The following is a 14,296-nucleotide window of genomic DNA, read 5'->3' as shown; positions in this document are numbered from 1 at the left end:
GGCCCAATCAGTTCACCACGTACACATCCGGATCTGCGCTCGAGCTCGGCTTCTTGAAGGCGTTGCGCAGGGCCGGCGACATCGGGACGTTGTAGTTGAGGCCGTTGGGCGGCGTCGGCGATTCCAGCCACTTCCTGTAGAGCACTTCGATCTCCGGGCTCGCGTACAGCTCCGCCGTCGCGCGATCGGCCAGCGCCTTGAAAGGCGCGTCCTCCCGGCGCAGCATGATCCCGTAAGGCTCCGGCTTCGAGAACGTCTCTTCGCTGATCATGAAGAGCTGCGGCTCTTTCGAGCGGGCGATCGCGACCGCGAGCTGGACGTCGTCCAGCGCGTAGGCTTGGGCGCGGTCGGTCTCCAGCAGCAGGAAGGCCTCGGCCTGGTCCTTGGCCGGCATGATGTTGATGCCGAGATTGCGCTCGGTGTTGACCTTGGCGAGCTGGGTCAGGTTGACCGATCCGGCCACCGCCGTCACGGCCTTGCCCTTGAGATCGTCGATGGTGTTGATCTTCGCGGCCTTCCTGGCGGCGAACCGCGTCGCGCTGAGGAAGTGCGTGTTGGTGAAGGAGACCTGCTTCTGGCGGTCGGCGTTGTTGGTGGTCGCCGAGCAATGCAGGTCGAGCGTGCCGTTGACCATCAGCGGAATCCGGTTCGACGAGGTCACGGCGAGCGTGTCGACGGCGATGTCGGGCATGCCGAGCTGCTTCTTCACGGCGTCCACGATCCTGAGGCAGATGTCCATGGCGAAGCCGACCGGCTTCTGGTTGCCGTCGAGATAGCTGAAGGGGACCGAGGCCTCCTGATAGCCCAGCGTGATCTTTCTGGTCTCCTTCACCTTCTGGAGCGTGCCCGAGAGGTCCTCGGCTGAGGCGGCGCCGGCAAGACATGTCAGGGCCAGGAGAACGGTGGGAAGACGCATCGGGAGCTCCTCAGGGGGCTGCGCCTCCATGCCGGGCGCAATCGGACGGTTGATAGCCCAGGCGTACGCCAGCCGCCAGACCAGCCTGCGTCTATCAGCTATCACGGCTTTCGATATGCGCCCGGGGGTCGGAGGACCGCATATATTTTGATCATATCTCCCGCTACATTGCTCCACACTCGCAACCTCGCAGACTGCTATAAGTCCTCCAGCCAGATTCCCTGCCATGACCACCCAGACAGCCTTCGACCTGATCTTCCGTAACGCCCTGCTGCGATCATCCGCAACATCAGTCGATATCGGCGTGAAGAGCGGACGTATCGCAGCGATCGAACCCAGGCTCGCCTGCGAGGCCGTCGAGGTCGATGTCGGGGGACGGCTGGCCCTGCCCGGCTTCGTCGACACCCACGTCCATCTCGACAAGGCCTGCCTGCTTGAGCGCTGCGGGCACATCCACGGCACGCTGGGCGATGCCATCCGGGCCGTGTCGGCGATGAAGCGCGACTTTGGCGTGGACGACGTCTACGCGCGCAGCGCCCGGGTGCTTGAACGCGCCATCCTGCACGGCACGACGCGCATGCGCACGCATGTGGAGATCGACCCGCGCATCGGCTTGCGCGGCTTCGAGGCGGTCAAGGCGCTGAAGCGCGACTATGCCTGGGCGATCGACCTGTCGCTCTGCGTATTTCCGCAGGAGGGCCTGACAAACGACCCCGGAGCTGAGGAATTGCTGATCCAGGCGCTGCGCGACGGCGGCGAGGTGATCGGCGGCTGTCCCTATACGGACACCAACCCGAACGCCCATCTCGAACGCATCTTCGACCTCGCCGAGGCGTTCGACGTCGACGTCGATCTCCATCTCGATTTCGATCTCGATCCCTCCTGGTGGCATCTCGACGAGGTCTGCCGGCAGACCGAGCGGCGCAATTATCAGGGGCGCGTGGCAATCGGCCATGCCACAAAACTCTCGGCATTGCCGCCGGAGCGAATGAAGGCCGCCGCCGCGCAATTGGCGACATCAGGCGTTGCCGTCACCGTGCTGCCCGCGACCGACCTCTACCTCATGGGGCGCGAAGCCACCCACAATGCACCGCGCGGACTGACGCTCGCGCACAAGCTCGCGGGCGACGGCGTGCTGTGCTCGATCGCGACCAACAACGTGCTCAATCCCTTCACGCCATTCGGCGACGCCTCGTTGCTGCGGATGGCAAATTTCTATGCCAACGTCGCTCACGCCTCAGTCAGTGATTTCGATACCTGTCTCGATCTTGTCACCGAATTGCCGGCGCGGCTGATGAACCTCGGTGATTACGGCATCGAGGTCGGCAATCCCGCCGATCTCATCGTGCTCGACACCCAAGACAGCCGTTTTGCCATCGCGGAGCTGCCCGACATCGTGATGGGCTTCAAGGCGGGACAGCAGACGTTTGCGCGGCAACGGCCCGAACTATTCCGCCCAAGGCGCTAAATCCAGCAACGGAGGAACCAAAATGACCTTCGATACGATCTTCCTCAACGCGCGCTTCGACGGCGGCGCCCGGCATCACATCGCGGTCAAGGATGGCCACATCGCCGCGATCACCTCCGTCGATGAGAAGCCCGCTGCAAACGAGGCCATCGACCTCGGCAACGCCCTCGTCGTTCCCGGCTTCGTCGAAGGCCACATCCATCTCGACACCAGCTTCTATGGCGACGCCTGGCGGCCGCACAAGCCATGCACCGACGGATTCGACGTCCATGAACGTGTCGCCTTCCAGGCCCAGAACATGGCCGAGGCCGCGCCGATGGATGTGCGCGCGCGCCATCAGCTCGATCTCTGCATCGCCAACGGCACCACGCAGATGCGCAGCCACGTCATGGTCGACGGCTCGGTCGGCCTGAAATCGCTCGAGACGATTTTGCGCGTGCGCGAGGAGTACAAGGGCCTGATCGACATCCAGCTCGTCGCCTTCCCTCAGAGCGGCATCCTGATGAGCCCGGGCACGCCGCAATTGCTGGACGAGGCCGTCGGGATCGGTGCCGACCTCGTCGGCGGGCTCGATCCCGCAAGCTTCGATCGCGACGTCGAGAAGCATCTCGACGTCGTGTTCGGTGTGGCCGGAAAACACGGCGTCGATGTCGACATCCATCTGCACGACATGGGCACGCTGGGCGCATTCGAGATCGAGCAGATCGCAGCGCGCACGCACGCGCTCGGCATGGAGGGCCGCGTTGCCGTCAGTCATGCTTACGGGCTCGGCGATATCTCCATGGATCAGCTCAAGAAGATCGCCGACATCCTCGCCCGCTCCGGCGTCGCGATCATGACCAACGCGCCGGGTGCCCGGCCCTTTCCGCCCATCCTCGCCCTGCGCAACGCCGGCGTCACCGTCTTCAGTGGCAACGACAACATCCGCGACTCCTGGTGGCCCTATGGCGACGGCGACATGCTGCGCAGGGCGACGACGCTCGGCTATCGCTCGGGCTTCAACCTCGACGAAGAATTGCGCGTCGCGTTCGATGTCGTCACCGAAGCCGGCGCCAGGGCGCTGCGGCTCGAAGGCTACGGCTTGCACGTCGGTGCCAAGGCCGATTTCGTGACGCTGCACGCGGAACATGTTCCCGAGGCCGTCGTCGCGGTGCCGCAGGCGCGTTCGGTCTACAAGGAAGGCAGGCTCGTCGCCTCCAGCGGTAAGATTATCGGGAAACGCGGCTAGCTGTCGGGCCGCCTCCGTTCGATTTTACCGGCGAGCGCAAGCCCCGTCCGAGTCCGGTAGAATCCCGGACCGTAGCTCAACGCGTTGCGAGTCGATCCAGCGGATCATAATTAGGCCCTGCACTGAGGTTTGCGTTCAATGGGGAGTTTGGACATGTTCGGCGCATTCAGCAGCATCGACTATCATTCCATTCGCACCCAGACTCCCGCTGACGCTGCCGCCAAGCGGCTCGACGGCATCGGCCATGTCCTGTCGGATCTGGATCTATCGGCGATCCAGACGCAGGGCGACATGACCCGTGCGCTCTGGACCCTCGACGCCGCCGCCAAATGCGTCCGGGCGGTGCTCGTCGAATTTCGCGCGCAACCGGCCACGGAACAACTCGTTCGCAAATCCAGGGCTTTGATCGACCTGATCGAGCAGGCCCGCGACGAAGTCTTGAACTATCGCGGCACGGTCCTGATCTGAGGCCGCGCGCTATGTCGCGCGCTTGATCTTCGCCAGGATGCGGTCGGCCTCGGTGCGCCAGTCGGCGCTGCGGGCGAACTCCTTCGTTCCTTTCGTACCGAACAGGCCTTCATCGGCGAGATCGGCGACCCACGCCTGCCGCTCGGCGGTGCCCTGCGCCGACCATGGCGTCAGCCCAGCCTCGCGCACGGTCTCGGCGACCTCGCGCACCTCCTCGGCACGGCGGCGGCCGTGCTCGATCACGCGCTGGAAGAAATAGGCGCCCTGCTTCTCCCAATTGATCGCGGGAAAGGTTTCCGCAAGCGAGGCCAGCACCGCGTCCTCGACGCCGTAGGCGCGCGCGGTGGTGAAGCTCTCGATGACCATGGCCTCGAGGCCCTTGATCATGATGCTGCGACACATTTTTACAGCCGACGACACGCCGAGCTTGTCGCTCGCAACCTTGGCCGCAAAGCCGATCGCGTTCAGGAGTGGCTCGAGTTCCCTGGCGCCGGGACCGCCGAGCAGCAGCGGCACCTTGATCCGATACGGCGGCACCGAGGTCATTACGGCGCCCTCGATATAGCGCCCGGCGGCGCCGTCGATCAGCGCGGCGGCACGCTGCTTGGCGCCGGGCGACGCCGAATTGAAATCGAGAAACCAGGTGCCCTGGTTGATCGCGGCTGCGCTGGCCTCTGCCACAGGCACAGCCTGGCTCGCCGTGACCGCAGAGATGATGAAATCCGATTTCGCGGTCAGCTCGGCATGAGAGGCGGCAAGCGCAACACCGAACGTCGCCGCATGCTCCTTCAGCGCAGCGGCCTGATCGCCTCCGAGCTTGATGTCGAAGGCTGAGACCTTGATGTCCTGCTGGCGCAGATCCTCGGCCAGGATCCTGCCGACCTCACCATAGCCGACCAGCCCGATCTGCCATCGCTTCGGATCCACCATCAGTTGAGTCCTCGTGTGGTCTCGTCGAACAGTTCCTCGACCGCATAGCGGCGCGGAATCAGCGCCTGCTGGAATGCGTAGTCGACGATCAGCTCCAAAGGCTTTCGGTTTGCCTCGATCCCGAACGGGACGAAGTCCGGCGTCGCCGCAGCACCCATCTGCTGCTTGTTCCGCTTGAGCAGATCATAGACGCCAGCAACCACGTCGGGGCGCGATTTCGCAAGCTGCTCAGTCACGACCACGAGATGGTTGACCGGCACGACGCCGCGCCGCGCGTACCATTTGGCGGCTTCCGCAACGGGATCGGGGAAGAGCGGCTTCAACTTGGGATTATCAGAGGTCTCGCCGAGGACGGCGTCGAGCTCGCCGTCGAGCAGCATCTGCAAGACCTTCTTGTCCTTTGGCGCGCGCTCGGTGCTGTCGACATATTCGGCGACGTGCGGGTCTTCGAACGTCACCCATTTGATCTTGTCGAGATCGACGCCGTAGTCGTTGGCCAAAATGCCCCTGATCCAGGCGCCCGTCGTCGTCGTGAAGGAACGGATGCCGACGCGCTTGCCCTCCAGGTCACCCGGCCCGAGCGTTCCCCGCGCCGGATTGTAGAGCGCATAGGAATGCTGGAAGCGCCCCATCATGGTCGCCGGCAGCAGCACCAGCGGCTTGCCGTGCGCTTTGGCCATCAGGTAGGTGACGATTGCCATCTCGCAGACGTCGAACGCCTGCTCGCGCACCATCGGCTTGAACGCGGTGTTGGTCGGCGTGTATTCGATGAAGTCGAGATCGAAAAGGTCGGAGCGCAGCGCGCCGCTCTTCACCGCCTGGACGTGGGGGTGACTGCCGAGCACGGCCTTCAGCTTGAGACGATCCATCCGCCCGCTCCGCTTCAGACGTCCTCGGGATGGTCGACGTAGACGAGCCCGGCTTTCGCCAGCGCCTCGCGCATGCTGTACATGTCGAGGCCGAGCTCGCCCGAGGCGAGCCGCTTGCGCTTGCCGCCCTCGTCGGCGTTGCGCTTCTTCGCCTTCTGGGCCACCTCGGCCGCGTAACGCTTCGGCACCACGACGACGCCGTCGTCGTCGGCGACGATGATGTCGCCGGGATCGACGTTGACGCCAGCGCAGACCACGGGGATGTTGACCGAGCCGAGCGTGGCCTTGACCGTGCCCTTGGCCGAGACCGCGCGCGACCACACCGGAAAATTCATCTCATGCAGCGCTTTCACGTCGCGGCAGCCGGCATCGATGATCAGCCCCTGCACGCCGCGGGCCTGAAGCGAGGTCGCGAGCAGCTCGCCGAACATGCCGTCGGTGTTGTCGGTGGTGCAGCCGACGACGAGGATGTCGCCCTTCCTGCAATGTTCGACCGCGACATGGATCATCCAATTGTCGCCGGGCTGCGCCAGCACGGTCACCGCGGGACCGGCAATCGACGCACCGGCCCAGACCGGCCGCAGATAAGGCTTCATCAGGCCCAGACGGCCATAGGCCTCGTGCACCGTCGAGACGCCGTATTCCGCCATCCCCGCGGGATCGGCTCGCTCAATGTTGCGAACGACGACCGGCTTCATGCCAACTCCTCCGCAACGGTCGGGAACAACCGCTGATAGGCCTCGCCATAGGTCATGGGCACGCCGGTGTTGCGGCTGCCCTGGATGCCGCGGTTGAGCGCGACGCGCTCGTAATAGCCCCAAAGATGCTTCTGCGCCGCGAGGATCTGGAACGCCTCGTACTTCTCCTTCCAGACCTCGTCGATCTTGAGCAGCAGGTCCGGCTTGTAATTGCACTGCTCGGGCTGGTGCGGTTCGAACAGGAACACCGGCGGCGCCGAGTATTTGTACTGCGCGCCGGGCTTGTGGCCCATCGCCTGCGCCACCACGCGGGTCTCCTGGGCGAAATGCGCCGCGTTCGGATGGTCGAAATTATAGGGATCTTCCAGCGCGTGCGTCAGCACGAAGCTCGGGTTGAACTCGCGGTAGATATCGACCATGCGGTCGAAATGCGCCTCGGTCAGCTTCAGCGGATAATCGCCGCAGTCGAAGAACTCGATCTCGGCGCCGAGCAGCTTTGCCGCCCGCTCCGCCTCGTCCTTGCGGCCGGCCTTGACCGATTCCAGCGTCGCGCCCTTCTCCTTCCAGGCGAACTGGCTCTCGCCGCGCTCGCCAAAGGACATGCAGACGATCTTCATGCGATAGCCCTTCTTCGCATGCAGCGCGATGGCACCACCGGCGCGCCAGACGAAATCGCCGGGATGGGCGGTGATCACGAGACCCGTTTTCATGGGACAAACTCCCCTCTTTCAATCGTAGGCATCATAGGCTGCCCGGCTCGTGCAGGCAGCAGGTACATTCAGGCCGCGGCGGGCACGGGCTCCTCGCCGTCGAGCACGCGCGTCAAGCGTTCGACGTCGAGCGCGCCTTCCCATTTGGCAATCGCGATGGTCGCAACCGCGTTCCCGATCAGATTGGTCGGCGTCAGCCCCTGCGACATCAGGCGATGGATGCCGAGCACGAGCGCGACGCTCGTCACCGGAATGGAACCGGTGGCGGACAGCGTTGCCGCCAGCACGACGAAGGCGGCACCCGCGATTCCCGCCGCGCCCTTGGAGGTCACGAGCAGGATCAGCAGCAGCTCGATCTGCTCGGCGAGCCCGAACGGCGTGTTGGTCGCCTGTGCGAGAAATACCGAGGCGGCGGCGAGGTAAAGACAGGTGCCGTCGAGATTGAAGGAATAGCCGGTCGGGATCACGAGGCCGACCACGCTCTTCTCGCAGCCCGCCTTCTCCAGCTTGGTCAGCATCCGCGGCAGCACCGTCTCCGACGACGTCGTGGCGATGCAGATCAGCAGCTCTTCCCAGATGTAGCGGATCAGCTTGACCAGCGAGAAGCCGCAGAGACGCGCGACGGGGCCGAGCGCGACGACGATGAAGACCAGGCAGGTCAGGTAGAAGCCGCCGAGCAGCTTGCCGAGCGAGGCCAGCGAGCCCACGCCGAACTTGCCGACCGTGAACGCGATGGCACCGAACGCGCCGATCGGCGCCGCCCACATCACGAAGCCGACGACGGCGAACACCATCTTGGCGGCGATGTCGATCAGATGGACCAGCGGTGCGCCGCGTTCGCCGAGCTGCACCAGCGCAAAACCGCACATCACGGAGATGAAGAGCACCTGGAGAATGTTGCCCTCGGCAAAGGCGCCGATGAACGTTGCCGGCACGATGTTGAGGAGGAACGGCACGAAGCCGATGGCGCCGGTCTGCTTGACATAGGGCTCGATCGCGCTGGCGTTGATGCTGGCCGGATCGATGTTCATGCCGACGCCGGGCTTGAGCAGGTTCACCGCGATGAGACCGATGATCAGCGCGATCGTCGTCATGATCTCGAAATAGACGATCGCCTTGACGGCGACACGCCCGACCCGTGCCATGTCGGCCATGTGCGCGATGCCGTGCACGACCGTGCAGAAGATGATCGGCGCGATCAGCATCCGGATTGCCTTGATGAAGGCGTCGCCAAGCGGCTGCATCTTGGCGCCAATGTCCGGACTCGCGATCCCGAGTGCGATGCCGGCCGCCATGGCGATGAGCACCTGGATCCAGAGCTCCTTCCACCAGGCGCGGCCGCGCGGCTTCTCGATCGCGAGCGCCGTCATCGGTCGAACTCGAACAGGCGCGCGGGATTGTCGACCAGGATCTTCTGCTGGAACTCCGTCTCCGGCGCGAACAGCGGGATCAAATCGACGAGGTCGCCGTCATTCGGCATCGCCTTGACGTTGGGGTGCGGCCAGTCGGTGCCCCAGATCACGCGGTCAGGCGCCGTCTCGACGATTTTTCGCGCGAACGGCACGGCATCCGTGAACGGGGGACCAACTGAGGATACCCGCTCCGAACCGCAGATCTTGACCCAGCACTTCTCGTCGCGCTGCATCAGCTCGATCAGGATCTTGAACGGCAGCTGGTCGAGCCCCTCGGACGCCTTCACCCGTCCCATATGGTCGATGGTGTAGCTCAGCGGCAGGTTGGCCAGCATGTCGGCATATTCAGGCAGGTCGATCGCATCGAAATGAAAATCGATGTGCCAGCCGAGCGGCGCGACCATGGTGATGATTCGGTTGAACACGCTCTTGTCGGGCACGCCGCCGAGATGGCGGACGAAATTGAAGCGGCAGCCGCGAAAACCGCCCTCGTGCAGTACCTGGAGCTCGCGCTCGGTGATGGTGTCGTCGATATTGGCGACTGCGCGATAGGCGCCGTTGCTCTGCGCAATCGCATCAAGCGCCACCGTGTTGTCGGTGCCGTGCACGCTGGCGTTGACGATGACCGCGCGCTCGACGCCGAGCTTGGCATGCAGGATGCGGAAATCCTCCAACGGCGCATCCGGCGGCGTGTAGGAACGGTCCGGCGCATAGGGGTATTTCGCGCCGGGCCCGAAGATGTGGCAATGCGCGTCACAGGACAGCTTCGGCAGCTTGAATTTCGGCGTGCGCGTGTTCGGATCGGGCGGCGGAATGGTCGGCGTGTACATCATATTCATCAGCTGAACTTGAACAGACGCGCGGGATTGTCGACCAGCAGCTTTTGCCGGACCTTCGCATCGGGCGCGTAGAGAGGGATCAGATCGACGAGATCGCCGTCGTTCGGCATGATCTTGACGTTGGGATGCGGCCAGTCGGTGCCCCAGATGACACGATCCGGCGCATTGTCGATCAGCGCCTTCGCGAACGGCACGGCGTCATGGAACGGCTTGCCGGCCGCGGAAGCACGCTCCAGCCCCGTGATCTTGACCCAGCACTTCTCGTCCTTCTTCTGGAGATCGAGCAGCGCGGTAAAGCCGGGATCATCTAGCCCCTTCCCCGCCTGCACCGTCCCCATATGGTCGATCACGTAAGGCGTCGGCATCGCGGTAAGGATGGGCGCGAACTCGGGAATCGTGCCGGGCTCGAAATAGACGTCGATATGCCAGCCGAGTTCGGCGACGCGATGCACGATACGCTGGAACTTGGTCATGTCGCCGACGCCGCCGAGGCGCTTGAGGAAGGCGAAGCGGCAGCCGCAGATGCCGCCCTTGTCGAGCGCCGCCAGCTCCTTCTCGGTCATCTCGTCATTGACGTTGGCGATGCCCTTGTAGGCGCCTTCGCTCTGGGCGATGGCGTCGGTGACGACACGATTGTCGGTGCCGTGCACGGTCGCATTGACGATCACGCAGCGCTCGACGCCGATCTTTTCGTGCAGGCCGCGGAACGTCTCCAGCGGTGCATCGGCCGTGTTGTAGGGGCGCTTCTCCGAGAAGGGGTAACGTGATGTCGGCCCGAAGATATGGGTGTGACTATCGCAGGATTTTGGCGGCAGCTTGAACGACGGCGTCTTCGGATCTGGATCCGGCGGGGTGATCGTCGGGATCGCCTTCTCGGCACTCTGCGCGCGCGCTTCGCCCGCGAGCGTGGAGCCTGCCAGTCCGGTCAAGAGTTGCAAGCACTCCCGCCTGTTCATTTCCCAAACACCCCGTTACATGGTCCGCTTGCGAGCGGAAGCGCGAGGCCGCGCCTTCGCTCGGCGGTTTCTTTCAAGTCTTGCTGCTGACGACCGGCCGCCGCCGCGTGGGCGCTGCCTGATCCAGCGCCGGCGCCTGGAATGCGGCGACGGTGGCTTGCACCAATTGCTCGATGGCGCTGGCGGCATCGCTCCCGTCGGCCTCGCCGCGCGACAGGCGCGAGACGCGATCCGGCGTCACCAGCGAATAATAGAGCGCGCCGAGCAGGAAGTGACTGCGCCAGACGATATCGGTGCGCGGAACGTGCGGCAGGCTCTCATGGATCGCATCGATGAAGGCGTGGCTGGTGTCGTCGAACGTCTGCGCGATGATTTTCCGCGCGACCTCGTTGCCTTCCGCCGACATCACGGCGCGCAGCCGCGTGAAGCGCGCTCCGCCGCCGGCGAGATCGCTGCCCGAGGTGAAGGCCGGCACCACATAGGCGCGCACGACCGCTTCGAGCCGGTCCTGAAGATCGCGCACGCGTTTGGCAGCGGCGAGCAACTCGGAGCGGCGCAGGTTCATGGGACCGCAATGGCGCCGGTAGATCTCCAGCAGCAGGCCGTCCTTGGTCTTGAAATGATAGGTCACGCTGCCGGGATTGGCCCCGGCCGCTTGCGCGATGTCGCGGACCGAGACGGCGTTGAAGCCGTTGGTGGCGAACAGCTCCTCGGCCGCGGCGAGGATCGCCTCGCGCATGTTCGGCTTGCGGGCCGTTTCCTTGCTGGTGGGCTTGCGTACCATGTGATTTGTACTATCGTACAAAAGATCAGGTCTCGTCAACAAAAACTAGGGGCGGCGTCCGGACGGCTCGGAAAACCGGGGCCGGAGCGCGAACGCCCACAAGGAGTGCTGGAAAATGCTGGGTTTGAACAAGACAATCGGCGGTTTGATGCTGGGGGCTAGCCTGCTGCTGGCGGGCGGCGCCGCGCAGGCCGCCGACAATTACCCAAGCAAGCCGGTTCACATCCTCGTGCCCTACGCGGCCGGTGGCGCCGTCGACGTACTGGCGCGCACGCTCGCTCAGGCACTGGCGAAGACCTGGGGCCAGCAGCCGGTGATCGACAACCGCCCCGGCGCCGGCGGCATCGTCGCCTCGCAGGCGCTGACGCAGGCCGCGCCCGACGGCTACACGCTGATCCTGGTCGCGAGCGGCCATCCGCTCAACCAGTTCATCTATCCGAGCGTGCCCTACGACACGTTCAAGGATTTCACCGCGATCACCGAAGTCGCCTCCTCGCCGCTCGCGATCGTCGTCGCCAAGGACAGCCCCTACAAGACGCTCGGCGATCTCCTCGCCGCCGCCAAGAAGGATCCAGACAAGCTCTCCTACGGCATGTCCGGCAACGGCACCTCGGCGCATCTCGCCGGCGAGCTGTTGAAGCACATGTCGGGCACCAAGATCGTCGCGATCCCCTATAAGGGCGGCGCCCCGGCGCTGACGGCGGTGATCGCCGGCGAGATCCCGCTCAGCATCAATCCGCTTGCGGAAGCGATCGGCCAGCTCGAAGGCGGCCCGGTGCGCGCGCTCGCGGTGACCTCGGCCGAGCGCTCCAAGGCGTTGCCGGATGTGCCGACGGTCGCAGAGTCCGGCGTCCCCGGCTACGACGTCTCGGTCTGGTGGGGCGTCCTCGGTCCCGCAAAGATGCCGCCGGAAATCGTGGCCAAGCTCGAAACCGATCTGAAGGCGGCGCTGCAGGATGCGAACGTGCTGTCGACGCTCGGCAAGATCGGGGCTGCTCCGCTCGGCTCCTCCTCCAAGGATTTCGACGCCTATATGCACGCCGAGGCGACCAAATGGGAGCCGGTGCTGAAGGCCGCCAACATCAAGGCACAGTAAGGTCTTTCACATGAGGACCCCTTCTGGACGCCTCGCGCGCACCGCCCTGCTCGCGGTCGCGGTCATCAGCCTCATCGGCGCGCCCGCGCGCGCCGATGGCGAGGCCAAGCTGCTGGCGCCAAGCGGCACCTTGCGGGTCGGCATCTATCCGGGCAGCCCGACCTCGATGGTGACGGATGCCGCCGGCAAGCCGCACGGCCTTGCCTATGATCTCGGCGGCGCGCTCGCAAAGCGGCTCGGCGTCGGTATCGACTATGTCAGGTTTCAGCGCGTGGCCGACATCGTCACCGCGATCCACGACGGCCAGGTCGACTTCACCGTCACCAATGCCACGCCGGCGCGTGCGAACGAGGTCAGCTTCACCCAGCCCGTGCTGGCGATCGAACTCGGCTTTTTGGTGCCGGCAAGCTCCCCGATCGGCAAGATCGAGGACATCGACAAACCGGGCGTGAAGATCGGCGTCACCAAAGGCTCGACCTCCGAGCGTACCCTGCCGACCAAGTTCAAGAATGCAACCATCGTCCCCGCCGAAAGCGTCAAGGTCGCCATCGCCATGTTCGGGAGCAGTGAGATCGATCTCTACGCGACCAACAAGCCGACGCTGTTCGAGATGTCCGACCAGATGCCGGGCGCGAAAATTCTCGACGGCAATTGGGGCGCCGAGCACATGGCCATCGCGATCCCGAAGGGGCGCGAGGACGCCCTGCCCCTGCTCAACCGCTTCGTCACGGAAGAGCAGTCCTCGGGCGAGCTGGACACGATCCAGCAGCAGGCAGGCCTGCGCGGCGCGACCAGGGCGACGCGCCAGTAGCAGGCTGTATGGCTAAGACTGCTGACGAAGTTCGAACCTGCAAACGATTGGCGATCGCACCAACCTGACGGCCCTCACTCCATTTGTCGCAGATCAACGCGAACAACATGGACAAAGCATCATTTGTCTTCGGGGACGCGCTGGGCGACCAAAGCCTGGCATCGCCGGAGATCGAGAATGAGCAAGCCTTTCCTGTTGACACTCCATCGCTGGATCACGCTGATCTTTGCGTTCCCCCTGCTCGCCATCATCGTCACCGGCCTGATCCTGTCCTTCGAGCCTCTGGTGCAGGTCAACGGCATTGGCGGCGCGCCGATCGAGTCCGCACGCATCGTCGAGCTGGTGAAGCGATACGATCCTGACAGCAAGGCACGCGGGCTTTCGATCAACGCCGCCGCGCACCGGATGACGCTGCAAGGGACGGGAGGCCCGGTGATTGATCTCGCAACGGGCGCACCGGCCGCCGCCAGCTCCGGCCTCCCCGATCTCTTCCTGTGGGCACGCGTCACGCATGAACGGCTGCTCGGCCAGGCATGGCTGGTGACGAGCTCAACTGTCGCCATGATCGCCCTCATGGTGCTCGGCATTTTCATGGGGCTGCCGCGGCTGCGCAACACGCTCTCCGGATGGCACAAGGGCACGGCTTGGTTCGCACTGCCGCCGATCTTCCTGAGCCCACTCACCGGCCTATGCATGGCCTTCGGCCTGACGTTTCAGGGCGGGGCCGCGCCGGCCGGCGGCGGCCGTCCCCTCTCCCTGCCGGATGCGATAGGCGTGGTCGCGGCGTCCCATGATCTATCGAATGTGATCTCGATCGGCTCACGCGGCGGGCGCACGATGGCGCGGCTCTACGAGGACGGCGAGCTGCGCGCCTATGCCGTCACTTCGTCGGAGATCGCACCGCTGCCGCGCAACTGGCCGCGCTTGATTCACGAGGGGAATTGGTCGGCCCTGATCGCCGCGCCGCTCAACGTCGTGACGTCGATCGCACTGCTGACGCTGCTGTCGACCGGCCTGCTCATCTGGGCGCGACGTAAACTGCGCAGACGGCGACCGCGCGCCGAGCGGCGCGCCGGCGCGGCCGTGGTCGGCGCCGGCTGATCGGCGCTCG

At 64.8% G+C, this 14,296-nt stretch carries 15 protein-coding genes; 6 read left to right on the top strand and 9 right to left on the bottom strand.

Going from position 1 to position 14,296, the window contains the following annotated elements:
• Positions 1 to 7 precede the first annotated feature (7 nt).
• Positions 8 to 916: an amino acid ABC transporter substrate-binding protein gene (locus I3J27_RS15335; protein ID WP_270170659.1), complete on the bottom strand. Its 909-nt coding sequence runs from the start codon at positions 914 to 916 to the stop codon at positions 8 to 10.
• A gap of 226 nt (positions 917 to 1,142) precedes the next feature.
• Between I3J27_RS15335 and I3J27_RS15330 the strand changes: the two genes are divergently transcribed.
• The 3 genes from I3J27_RS15330 to I3J27_RS15320 all read left to right on the top strand — a co-directional run bounded on the left by I3J27_RS15330 (position 1,143) and on the right by I3J27_RS15320 (position 4,080).
• Positions 1,143 to 2,384 (top strand): amidohydrolase family protein, encoded by a 1,242-nt coding sequence (locus tag I3J27_RS15330; RefSeq protein ID WP_270170657.1) that lies wholly within the window; start codon positions 1,143 to 1,145, stop codon positions 2,382 to 2,384.
• 22 nt (positions 2,385 to 2,406) lie between these two features.
• Positions 2,407 to 3,612: an amidohydrolase family protein gene (locus I3J27_RS15325; protein WP_270170655.1), complete on the top strand. Its 1,206-nt coding sequence runs from the start codon at positions 2,407 to 2,409 to the stop codon at positions 3,610 to 3,612.
• 153 nt (positions 3,613 to 3,765) lie between these two features.
• Positions 3,766 to 4,080 (top strand): hypothetical protein, encoded by a 315-nt coding sequence (locus tag I3J27_RS15320; protein WP_270170653.1) that lies wholly within the window; start codon positions 3,766 to 3,768, stop codon positions 4,078 to 4,080.
• A 9-nt stretch (positions 4,081 to 4,089) separates the two neighbouring features.
• Here the strand turns inward: I3J27_RS15320 and I3J27_RS15315 are convergent, their stop codons facing one another.
• From I3J27_RS15315 to I3J27_RS15280, 8 genes are all read right to left on the bottom strand, one after another.
• Positions 4,090 to 5,010 carry a DUF1932 domain-containing protein gene (locus I3J27_RS15315; RefSeq protein ID WP_370691956.1) on the bottom strand — a complete coding sequence of 307 codons (921 nt, stop codon included), beginning with the start codon at positions 5,008 to 5,010 and terminating at the stop codon, positions 4,090 to 4,092.
• Positions 5,010 to 5,879 carry an ABC transporter substrate-binding protein gene (locus I3J27_RS15310; protein WP_270170651.1) on the bottom strand — a complete coding sequence of 290 codons (870 nt, stop codon included), beginning with the start codon at positions 5,877 to 5,879 and terminating at the stop codon, positions 5,010 to 5,012. Before I3J27_RS15310 ends, I3J27_RS15315 begins: the two co-directional genes overlap by 1 nt.
• A gap of 14 nt (positions 5,880 to 5,893) precedes the next feature.
• Positions 5,894 to 6,577, bottom strand: coding sequence for a 4-carboxy-4-hydroxy-2-oxoadipate aldolase/oxaloacetate decarboxylase (locus tag I3J27_RS15305; RefSeq protein ID WP_270170649.1), 684 nt, complete (start codon positions 6,575 to 6,577; stop codon positions 5,894 to 5,896).
• Positions 6,574 to 7,287: a PIG-L deacetylase family protein gene (locus tag I3J27_RS15300; RefSeq protein WP_270170647.1), complete on the bottom strand. Its 714-nt coding sequence runs from the start codon at positions 7,285 to 7,287 to the stop codon at positions 6,574 to 6,576. The genes I3J27_RS15305 and I3J27_RS15300 overlap by 4 nt, the downstream gene beginning before the upstream one ends.
• Before the next feature lie 68 nt (positions 7,288 to 7,355).
• Entirely contained in the window at positions 7,356 to 8,657 is a 1,302-nt protein-coding gene (dctA, locus tag I3J27_RS15295) for a C4-dicarboxylate transporter DctA (RefSeq protein ID WP_270170645.1), read from the bottom strand.
• Positions 8,654 to 9,538 (bottom strand): amidohydrolase family protein, encoded by an 885-nt coding sequence (locus I3J27_RS15290; protein ID WP_270170643.1) that lies wholly within the window; start codon positions 9,536 to 9,538, stop codon positions 8,654 to 8,656. Before I3J27_RS15290 ends, dctA begins: the two co-directional genes overlap by 4 nt.
• Positions 9,538 to 10,494 (bottom strand): amidohydrolase family protein, encoded by a 957-nt coding sequence (locus tag I3J27_RS15285; RefSeq protein ID WP_270170641.1) that lies wholly within the window; start codon positions 10,492 to 10,494, stop codon positions 9,538 to 9,540. Before I3J27_RS15285 ends, I3J27_RS15290 begins: the two co-directional genes overlap by 1 nt.
• Before the next feature lie 73 nt (positions 10,495 to 10,567).
• On the bottom strand, positions 10,568 to 11,278 hold the full coding sequence (locus tag I3J27_RS15280; RefSeq protein WP_270170639.1) for a TetR/AcrR family transcriptional regulator: 711 nt from the start codon (positions 11,276 to 11,278) through the stop codon (positions 10,568 to 10,570).
• A 115-nt stretch (positions 11,279 to 11,393) separates the two neighbouring features.
• Here I3J27_RS15280 and I3J27_RS15275 point away from each other — a divergent pair, with 115 nt between their 5' ends.
• The 3 genes from I3J27_RS15275 (at position 11,394) to I3J27_RS15265 (ending at position 14,286) form a co-directional block, all read left to right on the top strand.
• A complete protein-coding gene (locus I3J27_RS15275) occupies positions 11,394 to 12,374 on the top strand; it encodes a tripartite tricarboxylate transporter substrate binding protein (protein WP_270170637.1) in 981 nt (326 codons plus the stop codon).
• A gap of 10 nt (positions 12,375 to 12,384) precedes the next feature.
• Complete coding sequence (locus I3J27_RS15270) at positions 12,385 to 13,185, top strand: ABC transporter substrate-binding protein (RefSeq protein WP_270170635.1); 801 nt, start codon at positions 12,385 to 12,387, stop codon at positions 13,183 to 13,185.
• Positions 13,186 to 13,362: 177 nt separating this feature from the next.
• A complete protein-coding gene (locus I3J27_RS15265; protein ID WP_270170633.1) occupies positions 13,363 to 14,286 on the top strand; it encodes a PepSY domain-containing protein in 924 nt (307 codons plus the stop codon).
• Positions 14,287 to 14,296: the final 10 nt, after the last annotated feature.

Origin of the sequence: Bradyrhizobium xenonodulans (genome assembly GCF_027594865.1) — a bacterium.
GTDB lineage: Bacteria > Pseudomonadota > Alphaproteobacteria > Rhizobiales > Xanthobacteraceae > Bradyrhizobium > Bradyrhizobium xenonodulans.
Note: the sequence above shows the minus strand (reverse complement) of the source record. Positions and strands in the feature narration are given on the sequence as shown.